The organism is Streptomyces sp. NPDC048182 (assembly GCF_043202555.1).
GTDB lineage: Bacteria > Actinomycetota > Actinomycetes > Streptomycetales > Streptomycetaceae > Streptomyces.
Genome location: NZ_JBIDAQ010000004.1, coordinates 229818 through 249415, shown reverse-complemented (window position 1 = coordinate 249415; position 19598 = coordinate 229818). Strand labels below are relative to the sequence as shown.

The window sequence follows — 19598 nt, the reverse complement described above, 5'->3', positions numbered from 1 at the left end:
ACCGGGTCAGTCCTCCCGCGCCCCCGGGGCGCCGGCGGCGGCCCGCTGGTTGCGGGTGAACTCGGCCACGTTGCGCTGGTGTTCGGCGTAGTCGGCGGTGAAGCGGGTGTCGCCGGGCTTGACCGTGACGAAGTACAGCCAGTCGCCGGGGGTCGGGTCGATCGCCGCGCGCATCGCCTGCTCGCCCGGGTTGTCGATGGGGGTCGGCGGCAGCCCCATGCGCTGGTAGGAGTTGTAGGGGCTGTCGATGCGGGTGTCCTTGGCGGTGGTCGCGAGCGTGGAGCGGTTCAGCGCGTAGTTGATGGTGGAGTCCATCTGGAGCGGCATGCCCCGCTCCAGGCGGTTGAAGACCACCCGGGCCACCTTGCCCATGTCCTCCTGGCCGGCGGCCTCCGCCTGGACGATGCTCGCGATGGTGACGGCCTGGTAGACGTTGAGCGCGTTGCGCTGGGCACCGGCCGCCGTCGGCGCGCCGTTGAAGCGGCGGTTCGCCGTGTCGACCATCGCCGCCAGCAGGCCCTCCGGGGTCGGCTTGTCGCCGAGCGGGTAGGTCGCCGGGAAGAGGTAGCCCTCCGGGTTGCCCTCGGCGTCGTTCGGCAGCTTCAGGTCGGCCCTGGCCAGGGACTTCTTCGTGGTGCCAGGCGGCAGGGCGAGCGCCTTGTCGACGGCCTCGTACACCTGGACCGCGCGTCGCCCCTCCGGGATCACCAGGGAGGTGGGGCGGGACGGCTCGTCGTCGCCCATCGTCAGCAGCGGCACCGCCACGGCCGTCCCGGCCACCACGGCCCCGGCCACGATCAGGGCGACGCGCCCCCGGCGGGTCAGGCGGACGGTGGCCGCGGGGCCCGGCGCGCCGCCGTTCCCGGTGGTGCCCTTGCGGATCGGGGTGGCGCCCGTGCGAGCCGGGGTGGCGCCGGTGTTCCCGGCGGTCCGGCCGCTCCTCGCGGGCCGGCCGTCCCGCGCTGTCCGGCTGCTCCTCGGGCTCCGTCGCGGAGTGTTCATCTGCATGCGGGCACGGTAACCCCCGAAAGGCCGCAAACCCGGCATATCGTCAGCTTGTCGGCTCCAGTCGGCCGTCCCGGCGCACCAGGGCGGCGTAGCGCCCGTCGAGCGCCAGCAGTTCCTCGTGCGTGCCGCGTTCGGCCGGGCGGCCGGCGTCGAGGACGACGATCTGGTCGGCGTCCCGGACGGTCGACAGGCGGTGCGCGATGGTGATCGTGGTGCGGTCGGCGGAGAGGGCGTCGAGGGCGTCCTGCACGGCGGCCTCGGTACGGGTGTCCAGGGCGCTGGTCGCCTCGTCCAGGACGAGGACCGGCGGGTCGCGCAGGATGGTGCGCGCGATGGCCAGGCGCTGCTTCTCACCGCCGGAGAAGCGGTGTCCGCGCTCGCCGACGACGGTGTCGTAGCCGTCGGGCAGGCCGGCGATGTGCTCGTGGATCTGCGCCGCCCGCGCCGCCGCGACCAGCTCGGCGTCAGTGGCGTCCGGCTTGGCGAAGCGCAGGTTCTCCGCGACGGAGGCGTGGAAGAGGTACGTCTCCTGCGAGACGACGCCGACCGCGCGGGCCAGCGTGTCGAAGTCGAGGTCGCGCACGTCGAAGCCGTCGAGGGTGACCCGGCCGCCGGTCACGTCGTACAGCCGCGGCACCAGGTAGCCGAGCGTGGACTTGCCCGCGCCGGTCGGACCGACCACGGCCAGGCTGCTGCCGGCCGGGACGGTGAGGTCGACGCCGTCGAGGATCGGACCGCTCGCGGCGTCGTAGCGGAACTCCACGTCCTCGAAGCGGACCTCCCCCTTGACCTGGTCGAGGTGGACCGGTTCGGCGCGCTCGGTGATGTCGATCGGCAGGTCCAGGTACTCGAAGATGCGCTGGAAGAGCGCGAGCGAGGACTGGATCTGGACGCCGGTCGACAGCAGGCTCACGCTCGGCCGGAACAGGCCCTGCTGGAGGGAGACGAAGGCGACGATCGTGCCCAGGGAGACGTCCGGGCCGCCGAGGTCGAGGGCGATGCCGGCGGTCCAGTAGATGACGGCCGGCATGGCCGCCATGACGATGGTGATGACCGCCATCCGCCAGCGGCCCGCCATGTTGGAGCGGACCTCCAGGTCCACAAGCCGGTCGGACTCGTCGGCGAAGGTGCTGGTGAGGGAGTCGGAGCGGCCCATGGTGCGGCCGAGCAGGATGCCGCTGACCGAGAGCGACTCGGTGACCGTGGCCGCCATCGCGGCCATCTGCTTCTGGCGCTGCGTGGTGATCTTCCGGCGCTCCTGGCCGACGCGGCGGCTGATCCATACGAAGACCGGCAGCAGCAGGAGGGAGACGACCGTCAGCCGCCAGTCCAGGACCACCATCGCGGCCACCGTGGCGACGACGCTGGTCAGGTTGGAGACCAGGGAGGTGGCGGTGGAGGTGACGGTGGCCTGCATGCCGCCGATGTCGTTGGCGATGCGGGACTGCACCTCGCCGGTGCGGGTGCGGGTGAAGAAGGCCAGCGACATGCGCTGGAGGCGGCCGTAGACGGCGGTGCGCAGGTCGTGCATGACGCGCTGGCCGACGGTCGTGGAGATCAGCGTCTGGAGCACGCCGAAGACGCTGGTGAGGACGGCCCCGGCGATCATGCCGAGCGCGAGCAGGCTCAGCAGGCCGGTCCGGCCCTCGGGGATCGCCGTGTCGAGGATCTCGCGCAGCAGGAAGGGGGTGACGACGGTGACCAGCGACGCGGCGCCGACGAGCAGGCCGACGACGAGGAGGCGGCCTCGGTAGGGGCGGAACAGCCGCAGGATGCGGCGCACCTGGTGGGGCTGTTCCTCGGTGCCTGCCTGGTGGGCATGTTCCTCGGTGCCTGCGGACTGCCCTCCGGCGGTTGCAGTGGGGGTCCAGACGGGTTCTCGTTCGGGATGCATGGGCTCCTACGGGGGTTCGGGGACTCGGGGTTCGCTCCGGGGGCCGCCGTGGGATGCACGCGGCCTTGCGGACCCTAGCTCATTGTTACCTATGCTCACAATGAACGCCGCGCTGATATTGTTCCCGCATGACCGCCCCCGATCCCGACGGCCTGCTCGCCGAGCAGTTGCTGCGGCTGACCCGCCGGGTCTTCCGGATCCAGAAACGCCACCTCCAGCACAGCGACCTCGGCATCACCCCGGCGCAGTCGCGGCTGCTGCGCACGCTGGCGCACTACGGCGAGCCGCCCCGGATGGCCGATCTGGCCGAACGCCTGGAGGTCGTACCGCGGGCGGTGACCACCCTGGTCGACGGTCTCGAGGCGGCCGGGATGGCGCGCCGCGCCCCGGATCCGGCCAATCGCCGGGTCATCCGGGTCGAGCTGACCGAGGACGGGCGCGCGGCCCTGCGCGAACTGCACGGCGCCCGCCGGGCCGCCGCCGCGGAGATCCTCGCCCCGCTGACGGACGAGCAGCGCGCCGCGCTGGGCGGGCTGCTCGACGCGCTGCTCGACGGACCGGGCTCCGAACGGGAGGGCGACGAGGGCGGCAGACCCGTCAAGCCCGTCAAGCCCGTCAGGCCCTGAGGTCCGCCTGGTCGCCCATGACCACCACGGGGTGCTGCTTCGGCTCCAGCGTGCGCAGCAGGTGCTCCATCCCCGCCTTGGGCAGGCTGACGCAGGCCGAGGTGCCGCTGCCGTGGTCCATGTGCAGCCAGATGCTGCCGCCCTTGGACGAGCCCTCGGGCCGGGTGGGATCGTTGGGCGGGGTGCCCTTGACCCGGTTGTAGTCGATGGCGATGACGTAGTCGAAGTCGTGCCAGTACGGCTTCGCCCACCAGCGCGGGGCCGCGATGGACGCGGACCGGGTGTACGGCAGCCGGGCGCCGGAGGCCGACGCCGGGGCCGGGTCGGGGAGGGCACCGCCCGCGTCGCTGAGCGTGAAGACGCCGACGGGGCTGCGCCGGTCGTTCTCGTGGTGGTCGGTCGTCCACCCCTTCTTGCCGTTGTGCGCGGCCCACTCGCGCTCCCGGTGCCAGACGGAGCCCCGCTTCGTGTAGAGCACCACCGTGGAGTCGGCGGAGTCCTTGCCCTTCCCGTAGACCGCGACGACCTGACGGGACTCGGCGGGGATCCGGCCCCGGAGCCGGTCGCCGACGCCCGGGATCTGCCGCGAGTCGGCCGGTGGCGTGCTCGCCACCGTCGAACCCGCCTGTTTCCGGGCCGCGTTGTCGTCCGTCCGCTGATCCGCCGAGCCGCCGCAGCCGGCCAGCACCGCCGACAGCGTCCCGATTGCCACGGCCGTGAGGGCCGTGCGCCGTCCGATGTCACTGCGCATCCGTCCATACTCGCATCCGCGTCGCGGGACGCCGCGGCGGCCTGTTGTGTGCGACTGCGGGGAAAACCGTTTGATCGCGGGCGGCCCCGACGGGAACCTTGCACGGCTTCCCGCTTTCTCGACGCCGCCTCCTGCGGCCCCTCCTGACACGAGCCACCCCGAGCCACTGGGACGTCATGCAGATCCAAGACCTTCCGTATCCCGACCCGGGCGTGCCGGACGCGCGCTCGGGCCCCCGCTTCCTGTGGTGGCTGTTCCGGAACCAGCTGGGTGGCCAGCTCAAGGCGCTGGCCTGGGGCCTGCTGCACTTCGCCGCCGTCTGCGCGCTGCCCTTCTGCGTCGGGACCGCCGTGCAGGCCGTCGTCGACCGCTCCGGCGCCCGCCTCGCCCTCGCGGGCGGCCTGCTGGTGGCGGCCGGCGTCGGCATCGCGCTCGGCGACACCTTCCTGCACCGCGCGGCCGTCACCAACTGGATCACCGCCGCGGCCCGCGTCCAGCAACTGCTGGCCCGCCGCACCGCGCTGCTCGGCGCGGCGCTGACCCGCCGGGTGGCGGCCGGCGAGGTCGTGGCGGTCTCCACCGGCGACGTGGAGAAGATCGGCTGGTTCGTGGAGGCGCTCTCCCGCTTCACCGCCGCCGCGGTCACCGTCGTGCTGGTCTGCGTGGGCCTGGTCGTCTACCAGCCCGCGCTGGGCCTGCTCGTGGCGGTGGGCCTGCCGGTGCTGGCCCTGGCGGTGCTGCCGCTGCTCCCGCGGGCCACCCGGCGGGCGGACGTGCAGCGGGCGAAGGCCGGCCGGGCCACCGAGCTGGCCTCGGACACCGTGGCCGGGCTGCGCGTGCTGCGCGGGATCGGCGGCGAGGACCTCTTCCTCGACCGGTACCGCGACGCCTCCCAGGCGGTGCGCCACGCCGCCGTGCGCAGCGCCCGGATGTGGTCGGTGATCTCCGCGGTCCAGGTGCTGCTGCCCGGGCTGCTGCTCGTCGCGGTGGTCTGGCACGGCATCGGGCTGGCCCGCGAGGGCCGGATCGGCGTCGGCGAACTCGTCACCGTCTACAGCTCCGTGATGATCCTGACCTACCCGTTGCGGCACTTCGAGGAGATCGCCATGGCGTACTCCTTCTCCCGGCCCTCCGCCAGGCGGGCCGCCGGTGTGCTGGCGCTCGAGCGGGGCACGGAAACCGGTGGGTCGCGCCCGGCCGCCGCCCCCACCGGGGACGTGCGCGATCCGGCGACCGGCCTGCTGGCCCCCGCCGGGCTGCTCACCGCCGTGGTGTGCGGCGACCCCGACGCGGCGGGCCGGCTGGCGGAGCGGCTAGGCGGGCACCCCGCGGAGGCCGACGACTCGGTCCTGCTGGGCGGCGTCCCGCTGGACGAGCTGCCGCTCGCCTCCGCCCGCTCCTCCGTGCTGGTGCAGGACAAGGACCCGGTGCTGCTGTCCGGCACCCTGCGGGAGCTGCTCGACGTGCCGGCCTCCGGGCGGGTCGGCGCCGACGAGGCGCTCGCCGCGGCCCAGTGCGCGGACGTGCTGGCCGCGCTCTCGCAGGGGTCGGCGGGCGCCGGCGACCCGATGGACGCCCGCGTCACCGAACGGGGCCGCTCGCTCTCGGGCGGCCAGCGCCAGCGGCTCGCGCTGGCCCGCTCCCTGGTCACGGACCCGGAGGTGCTCGTCCTGGACGAACCGACCTCGGCCGTGGACTCGCACACCGAGGCCCGGATCGCGCAGGGCGTGCGGGACCTGCGGTCGGGCCGGACGACGGTGGTGTTCACCTCCTCCCCGCTGCTGCTCGACCGCGCGGACCGGGTGGTGTTCCTGCACGGGGGCACGGTCACGGCGGCCGGGCCCCACCGCCGGCTGCTGCGGGAGGAGCCGCGATACCGGGCCGTGGTGACCCGCGAGCCCGACGAGGCGCCGGTTCCCGGCCAGGACCCGGCTCTCGGCCGGGCACCGGTTCCCGAAGCCGCCCTGACACCCGGTGACGGCCTGCCGCACCGACGGGAAGAGATCGAGGAGACCGCATGATCGGCGTGGCCCCGCCCTCGTACGACCCGGCGGCCCCGACCACCGCGAGCACGCTGCCCGTCGGCGCCCCGGCGACCGTGCGCGGATACGCGGTCGAGCTGCTGCGCCGGCACCGGCGGGCGTTCCTGCTGCTCGTCGCCGTGAACACCGTCGCGGTCCTCGCCTCCATGGCCGGCCCCTACCTGCTGGGCGGACTCGTGGAACGGGTCTCGGACGACGCCGGTGAGCTGCACCTGGGGCTCACGGTGACGCTCTTCCTGATCGCCCTCCTCGTCCAGGCCGCGTTTGTGCTCCAGGTACGGCTGCGCGGCGCCGTGCTCGGCGAGCGGATGCTGGCCGACCTGCGCGAGGACTTCCTCGTGCGGTCGGTCGCCCTGCCGCCCGGCGTCCTCGAGCGGGCCGGCACCGGCGACCTGCTCTCCCGCATCACCACGGACATCGACCGGCTCGGCAACGCCATGCGCGAGGCCGTGCCCCAGCTGTCCATCGGCGTGGTGTGGGTGGTGCTGCTGCTCGGCGGTCTCGTCGTCACGGCGCCGCCGCTCGCGCCCGCGGTGCTGCTCGCGGTGCCGCTGCTCGTGGTCGGCTGCCGCTGGTACTTCCGGCGGGCGCCCGCCGCCTACCGCTCGGAGGCCGCCGGGTACGCGGCCGTGGCCGCCGCGCTCGCCGAGACCGTGGACGCCGGGCGCACCGTCGAGGCGCACCGCCTGGCGGACCGCCGCATCGAGCTGTCGGAGCGCCGGGTGCGGGAGTGGACGGCGTGGGAGCGGTACACCCTGTGGCTGCGCTCGGTGCTCTTCCCGGTCATCAACATCACCCATGTGACGGTGCTCGCCTCCATCCTCGTCATCGGCGGGGTGTTCGTGCTGCACGGCTGGATCTCGGTCGGCCGGCTGACCACCGCCGCGCTGATCGCGCAGATGCTCGTCGACCCGGTCGGCCTGATCCTGCGCTGGTACGACGAGCTCCAGGTGGCGCAGGTGTCGCTGGCCCGTCTGGTGGGGGTGCGGGACATCGAGCCGGACGCCGGTGACGCGTCGGTCGTGCCCGAGGGCCGGCACGTGCACGCCGACCGGGTGCACTTCGGCTACCTGGAGGGCGTGGACGTCCTGCGCAAGGTGTCGCTGGAGGTCCCACCCGGGACCCGGCTCGCCCTGGTCGGTCCCTCGGGCGCGGGCAAGTCCACGCTCGGCCGGCTGCTGGCCGGCATCTACGGGCCCCGGGACGGCCGGATCACGCTGGGCGGCGCGGAACTGTCCCGGATGCCCGCCGAACGGGTCCGCTCCCACGTGGCCCTCGTCAACCAGGAGCACCACGTCTTCGTGGGCTCCCTGCGCGACAACCTCCGCCTCGCCCGCTCCGGCGCCGACGACCCCGAGCTGTGGGCGGCGCTCGCGGCGGTCGACGCGGACGGCTGGGCCCGCGCGCTCGACGACGGCCTGGACACCGAGGTGGGCTCGGGCGGCACCGCGCTCACCCCCGCGCAGGCCCAGCAGATCGCGCTGGCCCGGCTGGTCCTCGCGGACCCGCACACGCTGGTCCTGGACGAGGCGACCTCCCTGCTCGACCCGCGGGCCGCCCGGCACCTCGAGCGCTCCCTGGCCCGGGTCCTGGACGGCCGCACGGTGATCGCCATCGCGCACCGGCTGCACACCGCCCACGACGCCGACGTCATCGCCGTGGTGGAGAACGGCCGGATCAGCGAGCTGGGCGGTCACGACGCGCTGGTCGCGGCGGACGGCGCGTACGCGGCGCTGTGGCGGTCCTGGCACGGCTGACGGAGCCGGTGGGTCACCGGGGCGGGTGCGTGCCGTTGCGCGGTCCCGAAGCGGGGTGGAAGGCTGGAGGAGGCACCGGCTCGGGGAAGGCCCGGGATCCGTGCGGTACGGCGCGGGGTGCGGCCGGTGCCCCGCGCGGCGGCGGCCCGCCGTGGCCCTCGGCGAGGCAGGGCCCGTCCCCACCCCCTGGAGGTATCCGTGAACAGCGCCGACGGTTGGGGAGACGACGTCTACCAGCCCGACGGTTCGGAGCAGAGGGAGGACACCGGCCTGCTCGACGGGGAGGACACCCTCGAGTACGACGGTGTCGACGACCCGCTCGACCGGGGCTGGTCCCCTCCGGAACGCCCCTGGGCGGTCGAGCACGACGGGGTGACGGCCGAGGAGCGGCACCGGGGCGAGACGCTGGAGCAGCGGCTCGCCGAGGAGCGCCCCGACCTGATCGCCCCCGACGGTGACGGCCTCGGCGACGCCGAGGGCACCGACGGAGAGCTGCTGGACGAGGAGGTCGGCGGCGACCGCTCCGGCCGCCTTGTGGCCCCCGACGAGGGGGCGCACGAGGACGACGAGGCCGCGCTGGTCGCCACGGACGTGGGCATCGACGGCGCCGCCGCCTCCGCGGAGGAGGCCGCGATGCACGTCGTCGACGACGACTCCCCGCTCCGCTGAACCCGCCGCCCGCGGCCGGGCCCTGCCGTTTCGAACCGCCCCCCACGAGGAGCAGCCATGCAGCAGGACAAGCACCCCGACTACCGCCCCGTCGTCTTCCGCGACCGCGCCGCGGGGTACGCCTTCCTCACCCGGTCCACCGCGACCAGCGACGAGACGATCGCCTGGGACGACGGCGAGAGCTACCCGGTGGTGGACGTGGAGATCTCCTCGGAGAGCCACCCCTTCTACACCGGCAAGGCCCGGACGGTCGATTCCGAGGGCCGCGTCGCCCGCTTCGAGCGGCGCTACGGCGGCGAGGGCGGGGGTGCCGGCGGCACGGCCTGAGGAAGGTGCGAGGCTGAATGGGCCAAGGGCGCTGAGGAGGCTGAGGGGGCTTCCTAGATGAACCCGAGGGCCGCCGCGCAGCCGACCCCGCCGGCCAGCATGAAGGCCGGCATCAGCAGCTTCAGCTCCACCCAGCTGCCCGCCCGGAAGCGCATGGCCTTCGGCGGGCCGACGGGGTACCAGCGCTTGCGGCCCAGCGGTATCGGCCAGAGTATCGGGCAGCCCGAGACGGTCAGCGCGTCCCCGATGTCGTGCACCAGGGCGCCGAGCACGATCGGCAGCCCCAGCCACAGATAGCCCTGGCCCGGCTCGGTGAACAGCCAGTGCGCGCCGCCCCCCGGCTCGTCCAGCATGCCGCCGACGATCCACGAGCTGGTCGCGGCCAGCAGCCAGACCAGCACGTCGCTGCTCGATCCGCGGGCCGCCCGCCACAGCAGGCCCTCGATGGCCAGCACCATGTGTATGAAGAGGATCGACAGGACCGCCCAGCGACCTCCGAAGACGGCCAGCGCGGAGCTGCCGGAGCCGATCAGGACCGCCCACAGCCAGGTGTGGGTCAGTGTGCGGTGGCCGCCGGAACGACGCGGGTCGCCCTGCTTCTTCGTGGCCTTGTAGACCGCGTACGACAGCTTGTCGACGATCTCGCACACGCCGCGAGAGAGCGGTCCGAAGGCCCGGGAGATGGTGGCCGCCTTGTGGTCCAGGTCCGGGGCGAGCGCGGCGCCGGCGCAGATCAGGGCTCCGACGAGCACCACCGGCCAGGGCATCGGGTACCCCGCGGCGGCAGCCGCCGCCCCGACGCCGAGCCAGGCCGCGGCGCCCGACAGTGAGTGCGCTGGTCCCATCATCGCCGTTGCCCGCCCCATTCCTCGTGTGCCGCTGTCCAGTTGTTCCGGTCGTCGTCCCGGTCCGCGGGTGCGGCGCCGGCGGCCCAGCGTAACGTTCGTGATCTTCGGACGGGCATCCGATTCCCCCCTGGCGGTCCGGGCCAGGCAAGATGGGGGCGTGACCCTCATCGACCAGCTGCCGCCGACGGCCGACCCCGACGCCCTGTACGAAGCCTTCGAGTCCTGGGCGGTGGAGCGCGGTCTCACGCTCTACCCCCACCAGGAGGAGGCGCTGATCGAGGTGGTCTCCGGCGCCAACGTGATCGTCTCGACGCCGACCGGCTCCGGCAAGAGCATGATCGCGGCAGCCGCGCACTTCGCCGCCCTGGCCCGGGACGAGGTCACCTTCTACACCGCGCCGATCAAGGCCCTGGTGTCGGAGAAGTTCTTCGAGCTGTGCAAGATCTTCGGCACCGAGAACGTCGGCATGCTGACCGGCGACGCGTCCGTGAACTCCGACGCGCCGGTCATCTGCTGCACCGCCGAGGTGCTGGCGTCGATCGCGCTGCGGGACGGTGCGCAGGCGGACGTGGGCCAGGTCGTCATGGACGAGTTCCACTTCTACGCGGAGGGCGACCGGGGCTGGGCCTGGCAGATTCCGCTGCTCGAACTGGAGCAGGCGCAGTTCGTCCTGATGTCGGCCACCCTCGGTGACGTCGCGTTCTTCGAGAAGGACCTCACACGCCGCACCGGCCGCCCCACCTCGGTGGTCCGCTCGGCCACCCGCCCGGTGCCGTTGTCCTACGAGTACCGCTACACACCGCTGACCGAGACGCTCACCGACCTGCTCGACGTCCGGCAGGCGCCCGTCTACATCGTGCACTTCACGCAGGCGCAGGCCGTGGAGCGGGCACAGGCGCTGATGAGCATCAACATGTGCACGCGCGAGGAGAAGGAGCGGATCTCCGACCTCATCGGCAACTTCCGCTTCACCACGAAGTTCGGCCGCAACCTCTCCCGCTACGTCCGGCACGGCATCGGGGTGCACCACGCCGGCATGCTGCCCAAGTACCGGCGGCTGGTGGAGAAGCTCGCCCAGGCCGGACTGCTGAAGGTGATCTGCGGCACCGACACGCTCGGCGTGGGGGTCAACGTCCCCATCCGCACCGTGCTGTTCACCGCGCTGACCAAGTACGACGGCACCCGGGTGCGCACCCTGCGGGCCCGCGAGTTCCACCAGATCGCCGGGCGTGCCGGCCGGGCGGGCTTCGACACCGAGGGCTTCGTCGTCGCCCAGGCCCCGGAGCACGTCGTCGAGAACGAGAAGGCGCTCGCCAAGGCGGGCGACGACCCCAAGAAGCGGCGCAAGGTGGTCCGCAAGAAGGCACCGGAGGGCTTCGTCGCCTGGTCGGAGAGCACCTTCGACAAGCTCATCGCCTCCGAGCCGGAGCCGCTGACGTCCCGCTTCCGGGTGACGCACACGATGCTGCTCTCGGTCATCGCCCGGCCCGGCAACGCCTTCGAGGCGATGCGGCGCCTTCTGGAGGACAACCACGAGCCGCGCCGCCAGCAGCTCCGGCACATCCGGCGGGCGATCGCGATCTACCGCTCGCTCCTTGACGGCGGCATCGTGGAGAAGCTCGACCAGCCGGACGCGCAGGGGCGCATCGTCCGCCTCACCGTGGACCTCCAGCACGACTTCGCGCTGAACCAACCGCTGTCCACCTTCGCCCTGGCCGCGTTCGAGCTGCTGGACCCCGAATCGCCCTCCTACGCGCTGGACATGGTGTCCGTCGTGGAGTCCACACTGGACGACCCGCGGCAGATCCTCGCCGCCCAGCAGAACAAGGCGCGCGGCGAGGCCGTGGCCGCGATGAAGGCGGACGGCGTCGAGTACGAGGAGCGCATGGAGCGCCTCCAGGACGTCACCTACCCGAAGCCGCTGGAGGAGCTGCTCTTCCACGCCTACGACACCTACCGCAGGAGCCACCCCTGGGTCGGCGACCACCCGCTCTCCCCGAAGTCCGTCATCCGCGACATGTACGAACGCGCGCTGACCTTCACGGAGCTGGTCTCGCACTACGAACTGGCCCGCACCGAGGGAATCGTGCTGCGCTACCTGGCCGGCGCCTACAAGACGCTGGACCACACCGTCCCCGACGACCTGAAGTCCGACGACCTCCAGGACCTCATCGAGTGGCTGGGCGAGATGGTGCGCCAGGTCGACTCCAGCCTGCTGGACGAATGGGAGCAGCTCGCGAACCCGGAGGAGATGACCGCGGAGGAAGCGCAGGAGAAGGCCGACCAGGTGCGGCCGGTCACCGCCAACGCGCGCGCCTTCCGGGTGCTGGTCCGCAACGCCCTCTTCCGCCGGGTCGAGCTGGCCGCCCTCGACCAGGTGGAGGAGCTGGGCGAGCTGGACGCCGAGGCCGGCTGGGACGCCGACGCCTGGGGCGAGGCCATGGACGCCTACTGGGACGAGTACGACGACCTGGGCACCGGGCCCGACGCCCGCGGCCCCAAGCTGCTGGTGATCGAGGAGGAGCCGAAGAACGCCCTGTGGCGGGTGCGGCAGATCTTCGACGACCCGAACGACGACCACGACTGGGGCATCAGCGCGGAGGTCGACCTGACGGCCTCCGACGCGGAGGGCCGGGCGGTCGTTCGTGTGACCCACGTCGGCCAGCTGTGAGCAGGGGAGAGAACCGCCGATGACGAATCCCGCCGAGAGCCTCGTGGCGCTGCTCGACCTCGAGCAGATCGAGGTCGACATCTTCCGCGGACGCAGCCCCGAGGAGTCGCTGCAGCGGGTCTTCGGCGGGCAGGTGGCCGGCCAGGCGCTGGTGGCGGCGGGCCGCACCACCGAGGGCGACCGCCCGGTGCACTCGCTGCACGCGTACTTCCTGCGCCCGGGCCGCCCGGGCGTGCCGATCGTGTACCAGGTCGAGCGGGTGCGCGACGGGCGCTCCTTCACCACCCGCCGGGTCACCGCGGTGCAGCAGGGCCGCACGATCTTCAATCTCACCGCCTCCTTCCACAAGCCCGAGCAGGGCACGTTCGAACATCAGCTGCCGCCGGCCCGCAAGGTCCCGGACCCCGAGTCGCTGCCCACGGTCGCCGACGAGGTCAAGGAGCATCTGGGCGTGATGCCGGAGCAGTTGGAGCGGATGGCGCGCCGCCAGCCCTTCGACATCCGCTACGTCGACCGGCTGCGCTGGAGCGCCGAGGAGGTCCACGGAGCCGAGCCGCGCAGCGCCGTCTGGATGCGGGCCGTCGGACCGCTCGGCGACGACCCCCTCGTCCACACCTGCGCGCTCACCTACGCGAGCGACATGACCCTCCTGGACGCCGTCCGCCTGCCGGTGGAACCTCTCTGGGGTCCGCGGGGCTTCGACATGGCCTCCCTGGACCACGCCATGTGGTTCCACCGGCCGTTCCGCGCGGACGAGTGGTTCCTGTACGACCAGGAGTCGCCGATCGCCACCGGTGGCCGCGGGCTGGCCCGCGGGCGGATCTACGACACGGAGGGGCGCCTGCTGGTGTCGGTCGTCCAGGAGGGACTGTTCCGGGCCCTGTAGGCGGCTCAGCCGCCCGCGCGCCGTCCTCTGCGCCGGAGTCGACCGACGAGGGCCTGGAGCCGCCGCGGGTGGTCACGCGCTACGGGGGCGGGGGCCTGCGCGCAGACCGCTCGGGGTGCCGGCGGTGACGGTGGCGTCGGAGGCTCCGGGAGCCGGCCGCGGGCGGTGTCCATCGCGTGGGCCAGATCCGCGCGGAGCAGGTCGATCTCGTCCGTGTCGGACGCCGTCTCGATGCCCGCGGCGAGCAGTGCGGCCGGGGACCCCGGCGCCCCGTGCGACCGCGGCAGGGGCCGGAACCGGTCCAGTCGGGCGCGCTCGCCGGGATCCCGGACGACGTCCGCGACCTCGTCCGGGTCGAGCAGGGCCGCCACGGCCGCGGCGCGGGCCCACGGGTCGTCCACGCGGTGGAGCAGGAGGCCGAGCCGCCGGCTCCGCCAGTTGCGGGGCCGCAGGTCCAGTCCGTCGGCCAGCTGCCGACGGAGATTCTCGGGTGTACGGCCCGTCAGCAGCGCGGTGTTGCGCTCGTCGGCCGCGAACCGGCGTGCCTCCTCGGCCAGATAGAGCCAGACGACGGCCCGGTAGCGGTTGAGGTAGAAGGTGACCGGCGTCAGCAGCCCCAGCCGGGCCAGGCGGGTGAAGCGCGCCGCCGTCACCTCCATCAGGGCGGCGGCCTCGCTGGTGCCGACGGTGCGGACGCTGTCCCGCAGCGCCTCGGGGAAGCCTTCCTGCGCCCGGATCCGCTCGATCTCGGCGCGGGCGACCCGGCGACGGCCGCCTCCCCCTTCGTCGGGGACGGTGCGGATCCGGCCGAGGTGGACGGCGAGGTCGAACTCGGCGCGCCGCAGGCCGATCTCGCGGGCCGCGCGGCCGGGTGTCAGGGCCGGTTCGTGCGCGGACTGGTGGATGACTGTGGTGCCGGACATGGGCTTCTCCCCCGTGGAGTGTGCCGGCCGGCGCCGTGCGCGCCGACCTCGCACAGATCACGGTAGCCGCGGCGGGGGTTCCGCGGTGAGCCTGTGGAAAACCCTGCCATGGGCTCAGAAGTGCCTGGTCACAGCTGTGTCGGTGGCTGCCGGGCATCGACGTCGAGGTGCTCGCCGACGCGGTTCACGAGCAGCGTCATCTCGTAGGCGATCTGTCCGATGTCGGCGTCCGCGCCGCTGAGGACACAGAGGCAGCTGCCCGTGCCGGCCGCCGTGACGAACAGCACCGCGTCGTCGAACTCGACCATCGTCTGCCGCACCTGACCGGCGCCGAAGTGGCGGCCCGAGCCCTTGGCCAGGCTGTGCAGTCCGGAGGAGACGGCGGCGAGGTGTTCGGCGTCCTCGCGTCGCAGTCCGGTACTCGCCCCGGTCACCAGCCCGTCGTTGGACAGGACGAGCGCATGCCGTACGTGTTCGACGCGTCCGGTCAGGTCGTCCAGCAGCCAGCCGAGTCCCTGGTTCTGCCCCATGGTCCGCTCTCCCCCTGATCGTCCCCGTCTGCGGTGGCTCCCCCCTGGCCGGGGGATCTGCCCGCCAGCCTTCCCCACGTCCGTGCTGCGGGCAAGGAGGATGGGGGCATGGCAGAGAAGATGACCGATGAGGAATGGCGGGCGTTCGTCTCGGCGGGCACCCGGACGGGCAAGTTGTCGACCGTGCGCGCGGACGGCAGTCCGCATGTGGCGCCGATCTGGTTCCTGCTGGACGGGGACGATCTGGTGTTCAACACCGGCAAGGAGACGGTGAAGGGTCGCAATCTGGCGCGCGACGGCCGGGTGGCCCTGTGTGTGGACGACGACCGGCCGCCCTTCGACTTCGTGGTGCTCCAGGGACGGGCCCGGCTGTCGGAGGATCTGGAGGAGATGCGGCACTGGGCCACCCGTATCGCCGCGCGGTACATGGGCGAGGACCAGGCCGAGGAGTTCGGCGCCCGCAACGGCGTGCCGGGCGAGCTGCTGGTGCGGGTCGCCGTGGAGAAGGTGGTGGCGACGAAGGCGCTGGCGGCCTGAGGAACACGGCCCGCCTCGGCACCGCACCGCATCGGGCCGGGGCGGGGCGGCCGGGGCAGGGCAGGGCAGGGCAGGGCAGGGCAGGGCTGCGGGATCATGGGCCCCATGAGTGACGACCGCGCCCACGTGCAGGAGTTCTTCACCGCCCGGGCCGCCGGCTGGGACAGCAAGTTCTCCGGCGACGGCCCGGCCTACGCGGCCGCGGTCGCCGACCTCGATCTGCGGGAAGGCGACCGCGTGCTGGACGCGGGTTGCGGCACCGGGCGCGCGCTCCCGCCGCTGCGGGCGGCCGTGGGGCCGACGGGCCTGGTGATCGGGGCCGACCTGACGCCTGCCATGCTCCAGGAGGCCGCGCGGGCCGGAAGAGGCCGCTCGGGACGGCTGCTGCTGACGGACGTCGCCGCACTGCCGCTGCGCTCCGAGTCGCTCGACGCCGTGTTCGGCGCGGGGCTCATCGCCCACCTGCCCGATCCGGCGGGAAATCTGCGGGAGCTGGCGCGAGTGGTGCGTCCCGGCGGCCGACTGGCGCTCTTCCACCCCCTCGGGCGCGCGGCCCTCTCCGCCCGCCACGGCCGCCCGCTCACGCCGGAGGACCTGCGTGCCGAGCCGAACCTGAGGCCACTGCTGGCCGGTTCGGGGTGGCGCATGACCTCGTACACGGACGAGGCCGCCCGCTTCCTGGCACTGGCCGAGCGCGAGGGCTGACCACCCGTCGGACAAGAGCCCGGGGCGTCTCCCCCGGAGTCTCACCCGTTTCCCGCGACCGCCGCCGCGAACGCCTCGGGGTTGTCGAACATGAGGTTGTGTCCGGCCCCGGACACGGTCACCACGCGCACGCCCGAGGCCACCAGGGCCGCCCGGCCTGCCAGCTCCCCGCTGAGTCCGCCCTGGAGGTACGTCCGGTCGACGGGCAGCCCTTCGAGCAGCTCGCGCATCACCGGCTCCGAGCCCCGGCGCAGGCCGACGGCGGTGCGGTGCAGCGCGAGCGGATCGGCGAGCCGCATGGTCGCCGCCCACAGCGGGCCGACGTTCTCCAGCACGCGCGCGTAGCCACCGTCAAGGAATGCGGCCTCGTCATGGGCGGCGATACGGCTGCTGCCCGCTCCCTCCGGTGGGTGGGCGTCGAGGTTGGCCTCGGCCAGGACCAGGCGCGAGACGAGGTCGGGACGCCGGTGGGCGAGAACTATGGCGACCGCCCCGCCCAGGCTGTGCGCGACCAGCTCGGCACCGGCCAGGCGCTCGGCGTCGAGCACCACGGCGAGCGCGCCCGCATGGTCGTCGAGGGTGTAGCCGAAGCTCTGGGGCCGGTCGCTGATGCCATGTCCGGGCAGGTCGACGAAGAGGCTGCGGCGACCCGCCAGTTCCGGGCGGGCGGCGATGTGCGCGTGGTAGACGGTCGAGACCGACCCGAGCCCGTGGACGTACACCCGCGCGGGCTCCTCCCCCGGCGTCTCCGTCCAGCGGATCCGGCTGCCCGCCTGGTCGAACACGGCTTCCTTCACGTCCGTCCTCCCTCGCCTCGTGCGGCACGCTCCTGCCGCCACTCCGTTCGCTCACTATACCTCGGCATCTATGTATAACAAGGTCGAGGTAGGAACCAACCGATGTACCACGCTGGACGAACGAGCGTGCGGGAGAATGCGGGCATGCTCGAACTCGCCATCCTCGGTTTCCTGTACGACACACCGCTGCACGGCTACGAACTGCGCAAACGCATCACCGCACTGACCGGGCACGTGCGGCCCGTGGCCGAGGGGACGCTCTACCCGGCGATCAAACGCCTGGAGAAGGCGGGCCTCCTCGCCCGCACCACGCAGCCCGGCTCCGCTGCCGCACCCCGTCACGTCCTGACGCTCACCGACGAGGGCCGACAGGAGCTGCGCCGACGGCTCGCCGAGCCCGCGCGGCTGGACATCACCGACGAGAACCGCTGGTTCACGCTGCTCGCGTTCCTGCGGCACCTGGAGGACGTGGGCGCCCAACGGGCCGTGCTGGAGCGTCGGCTGACGTTCTTGGAGGAGCCGGCGAGCTTCTTCTACGACGGGGAGCGGCCGCTGCGCGCGGAGGAGCTGGACGACCCCTTCCGGCGCGGGGTGCTCACCATCGCCCGGGCCACGTCCCGGGCCGAACTCGGCTGGCTACGGGAGACGATCGCCGCGCTGGGCGGGTGAGGCCCGGCCGGGGACCGGGTGGGCGCCGCTCCCGGCGGTCAGTCCTTGCGGCCGGTAGCGGCGACGGTGACGCCGAGGCCGATCATCGTCAGCCCGCCGATCCCGCCGATCAGGGAGAGCCGCCCCGGCGAGCGGGCGAACCAGTCCCGCGCCGAGGCCGCGGCCAGGCCCCACACGGAGTCCGAGGCGATGGCGATGGCGTTGAAGACCAGACCGAGCAGGAGCATCTGCAGGGTGAGGTGACCCCGTCCCCGGTCGGTGAACTGCGGGAGCACGGCCGCGAAGAAGACGATGGTCTTGGGGTTCGACACCCCGACCACGAATCCCTCCCCGAGGGTGCGCAGGGCGCCGCGCGCCTCCCCGTCCCCGGCGAGCACGCCCAGCGGCGAGCGGCGCTCCCGCCACGCCTTGAGGCCGAGCCGGACCAGGTAGGCGGCGCCGGCCAGCTTGAGGCAGGTGAAGACGACGGCCGAGCGCGCCACCACGGACCCGACCCCGAGCGCCACGGCCGCGACCAGCACATAGGCACCGAGCGTGTTTCCCAGCACGGTGGTCAGCGCGGCGCGGCGCCCCTGGGCGAGCGCCCGGCCGACCACGAACAGCACGCTGGGCCCGGGAACCACGATCAGCAGGAACGACATGGCCGCGAAGGCGACCAGGCGGTCGGTGGACACCATGGGCCTCATGCAAGCACGGACTCGGCTCGTTCTTCAGCCGGTTTTCGCTGACTTCTCCCCATCTGATTTCCCCCCGCCCAGCCGGAAACCCGCAGCTAGCCGCCTCGGGGAGTCGTGACAAGGCGCCGCCACTCGCACTAGGGTGCGCCGACGGACGAACGAATGGGGAGGCCGGGATGGCAGAGACGGACGAGGACACCGTCGCCACCACCGACGACGCGCTGTACGTGCTCACGGCGGTGCTGCTGACACCGGCGAAGTACCCGAGCGTGCTGGGCGACGACTACCCCGAGGCCTGCGCTGCACTCGGGCTGCCGCCGCTGGCAGACGGCTACGGACTGGTCCTCGGCCAGGACGACGTCGGCGCCCGGTGGACCGTCGTCGTGGACGACGTCTCCCTGGTGGCCGTCGCCGTGGCGTCCTGGGACTGCGGCATGGAGTACGACCTGTCGCCGGACGAGCGGTCGATCGTCGCCGCGCTGCCGGGCTGGCCCCTCGCGGTCGCGGTGGCGGCTCCCGGCGTACCCGCGCCGCACGACCCCGCCCAGGACGCCACCGACGAGCCGGTCCTCTCGCCGCCCGACACCGGTGTGTGGGGACCGGCGCAGCGCCGGCTGGGTGCCGACGAGATCGCCCAGCAGTGGGCGCGGTGGCGCAGCCAGGTGGACGACGCCGATTTCCCGGCTCCGGACGGCGACTCCGGTGCGCGGCCGGACGGCGGGGAGGACGAACGGGCCGACGAGGAGAGCGCACCTCGGGCGGCGCCCGGACACCAGGGGGTCCGACGGGTGCTGACGGAGGCGCGCGGCTACCTGGACACCCCGCCGCCGCTCGGCCGGGTGCGGTCGGCCTTCGCCTCGGGTGACGCGCGGACGCTGCGCGCCGACGGACCCGGCTGGTCGCTCGTCGCCCGGACCGACGACATCGCGTTCGTCCTGCTCGACGAGGCGCCCGGCGAGGTGCTGCCGGTGGGCCGGGGGCCGGAACTGCCCGGGCTGCTGGCGGCGCTCGACAGGGTGGCCGTACGGCCGAGCTGATCCGCCTCCTTGGCCGGGCCCGTCTCCTTCAGAGGCCCGCCTTTCGTCAGGGTCAGCGGCCCAGCTCCTTGCGGGTGACGCGCCGGAGCCTGCGCCGCTGCGCCGGGTCGAGGGTGAGATAGGCGGCGGTCGGGACTCCCAGCACGATCAGCAGGGCCGCCCACCAGGGCAGCCAGATGAGCAGGATGAGCCCGACCGCGACTCCGCCCACTGCGACCTTGGCGTTCTTCGACATGATGGCGCC

The 19598-nt window shown here is 73.3% G+C and carries 20 protein-coding genes; 11 read left to right on the top strand and 9 right to left on the bottom strand.

The annotated features are described in order from the left end of the window. Window positions 1-6: 6 nt before the first annotated feature. Both mltG and ACGFZL_RS09930 read right to left on the bottom strand, forming a co-directional pair. Window positions 7-1008 (bottom strand): endolytic transglycosylase MltG, encoded by a 1002-nt coding sequence (mltG, locus tag ACGFZL_RS09935; protein ID WP_393690374.1) that lies wholly within the window; start codon window positions 1006-1008, stop codon window positions 7-9. A gap of 43 nt (window positions 1009-1051) precedes the next feature. Next, window positions 1052-2902: an ABC transporter ATP-binding protein gene (locus ACGFZL_RS09930; RefSeq protein WP_393690373.1), complete on the bottom strand. Its 1851-nt coding sequence runs from the start codon at window positions 2900-2902 to the stop codon at window positions 1052-1054. A gap of 128 nt (window positions 2903-3030) precedes the next feature. Between ACGFZL_RS09930 and ACGFZL_RS09925 the strand changes: the two genes are divergently transcribed. After that, window positions 3031-3528 (top strand): MarR family winged helix-turn-helix transcriptional regulator, encoded by a 498-nt coding sequence (locus ACGFZL_RS09925; protein ID WP_393690372.1) that lies wholly within the window; start codon window positions 3031-3033, stop codon window positions 3526-3528. On the opposite strand, the gene ACGFZL_RS09920 is transcribed toward ACGFZL_RS09925, so the two are convergent. Continuing rightward, window positions 3518-4279, bottom strand: a complete 762-nt coding sequence (locus tag ACGFZL_RS09920; RefSeq protein WP_393690371.1) for a hypothetical protein — start codon at window positions 4277-4279, stop codon at window positions 3518-3520. The two genes, ACGFZL_RS09925 and ACGFZL_RS09920, sit on opposite strands and share 11 nt — an antisense overlap. A 176-nt stretch (window positions 4280-4455) precedes the next feature. On the opposite strand from ACGFZL_RS09920, the gene ACGFZL_RS09915 reads away from it, so the two are divergent. From ACGFZL_RS09915 to ACGFZL_RS09900, 4 genes are all read left to right on the top strand, one after another. After that, window positions 4456-6300, top strand: a complete 1845-nt coding sequence (locus ACGFZL_RS09915; protein WP_393690370.1) for an ABC transporter transmembrane domain-containing protein — start codon at window positions 4456-4458, stop codon at window positions 6298-6300. Further along, the gene (locus ACGFZL_RS09910) at window positions 6297-8078 is read left to right on the top strand and encodes an ABC transporter ATP-binding protein (RefSeq protein WP_393690369.1); all 1782 of its coding nucleotides are present in this window, start codon (window positions 6297-6299) and stop codon (window positions 8076-8078) included. Before ACGFZL_RS09915 ends, ACGFZL_RS09910 begins: the two co-directional genes overlap by 4 nt. A 198-nt stretch (window positions 8079-8276) precedes the next feature. Next, the gene (locus ACGFZL_RS09905; RefSeq protein ID WP_393690368.1) at window positions 8277-8747 is read left to right on the top strand and encodes a DUF5709 domain-containing protein; all 471 of its coding nucleotides are present in this window, start codon (window positions 8277-8279) and stop codon (window positions 8745-8747) included. 57 nt (window positions 8748-8804) lie between these two features. Further along, a complete protein-coding gene (locus ACGFZL_RS09900) occupies window positions 8805-9074 on the top strand; it encodes a type B 50S ribosomal protein L31 (protein ID WP_355169219.1) in 270 nt (89 codons plus the stop codon). A 53-nt stretch (window positions 9075-9127) separates the two neighbouring features. On the opposite strand, the gene ACGFZL_RS09895 is transcribed toward ACGFZL_RS09900, so the two are convergent. Next, complete coding sequence (locus ACGFZL_RS09895; protein ID WP_393690367.1) at window positions 9128-9922, bottom strand: metal-dependent hydrolase; 795 nt, start codon at window positions 9920-9922, stop codon at window positions 9128-9130. A 157-nt stretch (window positions 9923-10079) separates the two neighbouring features. Between ACGFZL_RS09895 and ACGFZL_RS09890 the strand changes: the two genes are divergently transcribed. Then, window positions 10080-12593 (top strand): DEAD/DEAH box helicase, encoded by a 2514-nt coding sequence (locus ACGFZL_RS09890; RefSeq protein WP_393690366.1) that lies wholly within the window; start codon window positions 10080-10082, stop codon window positions 12591-12593. Between the two features lie 19 nt (window positions 12594-12612). Further along, window positions 12613-13479: an acyl-CoA thioesterase II gene (locus ACGFZL_RS09885; protein WP_355169225.1), complete on the top strand. Its 867-nt coding sequence runs from the start codon at window positions 12613-12615 to the stop codon at window positions 13477-13479. Between the two features lie 5 nt (window positions 13480-13484). On the opposite strand, the gene ACGFZL_RS09880 is transcribed toward ACGFZL_RS09885, so the two are convergent. Both ACGFZL_RS09880 and ACGFZL_RS09875 read right to left on the bottom strand, forming a co-directional pair. Beyond that, the gene (locus tag ACGFZL_RS09880) at window positions 13485-14402 is read right to left on the bottom strand and encodes a DUF6397 family protein (protein ID WP_393690365.1); all 918 of its coding nucleotides are present in this window, start codon (window positions 14400-14402) and stop codon (window positions 13485-13487) included. Window positions 14403-14530: 128 nt separating this feature from the next. Further along, a complete protein-coding gene (locus tag ACGFZL_RS09875; RefSeq protein WP_355169229.1) occupies window positions 14531-14932 on the bottom strand; it encodes a roadblock/LC7 domain-containing protein in 402 nt (133 codons plus the stop codon). A gap of 108 nt (window positions 14933-15040) precedes the next feature. On the opposite strand from ACGFZL_RS09875, the gene ACGFZL_RS09870 reads away from it, so the two are divergent. Further along, window positions 15041-15469: a PPOX class F420-dependent oxidoreductase gene (locus ACGFZL_RS09870; protein WP_355169231.1), complete on the top strand. Its 429-nt coding sequence runs from the start codon at window positions 15041-15043 to the stop codon at window positions 15467-15469. Window positions 15470-15574: 105 nt separating this feature from the next. Continuing rightward, window positions 15575-16174 (top strand): class I SAM-dependent methyltransferase, encoded by a 600-nt coding sequence (locus ACGFZL_RS09865; protein WP_393690364.1) that lies wholly within the window; start codon window positions 15575-15577, stop codon window positions 16172-16174. A 41-nt stretch (window positions 16175-16215) separates the two neighbouring features. Here ACGFZL_RS09865 and ACGFZL_RS09860 read toward each other — a convergent pair whose 3' ends face one another. Beyond that, complete coding sequence (locus ACGFZL_RS09860; protein WP_393690363.1) at window positions 16216-16971, bottom strand: alpha/beta fold hydrolase; 756 nt, start codon at window positions 16969-16971, stop codon at window positions 16216-16218. A 144-nt stretch (window positions 16972-17115) separates the two neighbouring features. Between ACGFZL_RS09860 and ACGFZL_RS09855 the strand changes: the two genes are divergently transcribed. Continuing rightward, window positions 17116-17640, top strand: coding sequence for a PadR family transcriptional regulator (locus ACGFZL_RS09855; protein WP_355169237.1), 525 nt, complete (start codon window positions 17116-17118; stop codon window positions 17638-17640). 38 nt (window positions 17641-17678) lie between these two features. Here the strand turns inward: ACGFZL_RS09855 and ACGFZL_RS09850 are convergent, their stop codons facing one another. Continuing rightward, the gene (locus ACGFZL_RS09850; RefSeq protein WP_393690362.1) at window positions 17679-18317 is read right to left on the bottom strand and encodes a LysE family translocator; all 639 of its coding nucleotides are present in this window, start codon (window positions 18315-18317) and stop codon (window positions 17679-17681) included. A gap of 176 nt (window positions 18318-18493) precedes the next feature. Between ACGFZL_RS09850 and ACGFZL_RS09845 the strand changes: the two genes are divergently transcribed. Further along, window positions 18494-19354: a hypothetical protein gene (locus ACGFZL_RS09845; RefSeq protein ID WP_393690361.1), complete on the top strand. Its 861-nt coding sequence runs from the start codon at window positions 18494-18496 to the stop codon at window positions 19352-19354. Between the two features lie 52 nt (window positions 19355-19406). Here the strand turns inward: ACGFZL_RS09845 and ACGFZL_RS09840 are convergent, their stop codons facing one another. Beyond that, a complete protein-coding gene (locus tag ACGFZL_RS09840; RefSeq protein WP_355169243.1) occupies window positions 19407-19589 on the bottom strand; it encodes a hypothetical protein in 183 nt (60 codons plus the stop codon). Window positions 19590-19598 lie beyond the last annotated feature (9 nt).

Bases quoted from the DNA above. Each gene is read 5' to 3' on its own strand.
- ACGFZL_RS09845 (WP_393690361.1), top strand. From the start codon at position 18,494: ATGGCAGAGACGGACGAGGACACCGTCGCCACCACCGACGACGCGCTG.
- ACGFZL_RS09910 (WP_393690369.1), top strand. From the start codon at position 6,297: ATGATCGGCGTGGCCCCGCCCTCGTACGACCCGGCGGCCCCGACCACC.
- ACGFZL_RS09875 (WP_355169229.1), bottom strand. From the start codon at position 14,932: ATGGGGCAGAACCAGGGACTCGGCTGGCTGCTGGACGACCTGACCGGA.
- ACGFZL_RS09865 (WP_393690364.1), top strand. From the start codon at position 15,575: ATGAGTGACGACCGCGCCCACGTGCAGGAGTTCTTCACCGCCCGGGCC.
- ACGFZL_RS09915 (WP_393690370.1), top strand. From the start codon at position 4,456: ATGCAGATCCAAGACCTTCCGTATCCCGACCCGGGCGTGCCGGACGCG.
- ACGFZL_RS09840 (WP_355169243.1), bottom strand. From the start codon at position 19,589: ATGTCGAAGAACGCCAAGGTCGCAGTGGGCGGAGTCGCGGTCGGGCTC.
- ACGFZL_RS09930 (WP_393690373.1), bottom strand. From the start codon at position 2,902: ATGCATCCCGAACGAGAACCCGTCTGGACCCCCACTGCAACCGCCGGA.
- ACGFZL_RS09855 (WP_355169237.1), top strand. From the start codon at position 17,116: ATGCTCGAACTCGCCATCCTCGGTTTCCTGTACGACACACCGCTGCAC.
- ACGFZL_RS09880 (WP_393690365.1), bottom strand. From the start codon at position 14,402: ATGTCCGGCACCACAGTCATCCACCAGTCCGCGCACGAACCGGCCCTG.
- mltG (WP_393690374.1), bottom strand. From the start codon at position 1,008: ATGCAGATGAACACTCCGCGACGGAGCCCGAGGAGCAGCCGGACAGCG.
- ACGFZL_RS09920 (WP_393690371.1), bottom strand. From the start codon at position 4,279: ATGCGCAGTGACATCGGACGGCGCACGGCCCTCACGGCCGTGGCAATC.
- ACGFZL_RS09900 (WP_355169219.1), top strand. From the start codon at position 8,805: ATGCAGCAGGACAAGCACCCCGACTACCGCCCCGTCGTCTTCCGCGAC.
- ACGFZL_RS09870 (WP_355169231.1), top strand. From the start codon at position 15,041: ATGGCAGAGAAGATGACCGATGAGGAATGGCGGGCGTTCGTCTCGGCG.
- ACGFZL_RS09885 (WP_355169225.1), top strand. From the start codon at position 12,613: ATGACGAATCCCGCCGAGAGCCTCGTGGCGCTGCTCGACCTCGAGCAG.
- ACGFZL_RS09850 (WP_393690362.1), bottom strand. From the start codon at position 18,317: ATGGTGTCCACCGACCGCCTGGTCGCCTTCGCGGCCATGTCGTTCCTG.
- ACGFZL_RS09925 (WP_393690372.1), top strand. From the start codon at position 3,031: ATGACCGCCCCCGATCCCGACGGCCTGCTCGCCGAGCAGTTGCTGCGG.
- ACGFZL_RS09895 (WP_393690367.1), bottom strand. From the start codon at position 9,922: ATGATGGGACCAGCGCACTCACTGTCGGGCGCCGCGGCCTGGCTCGGC.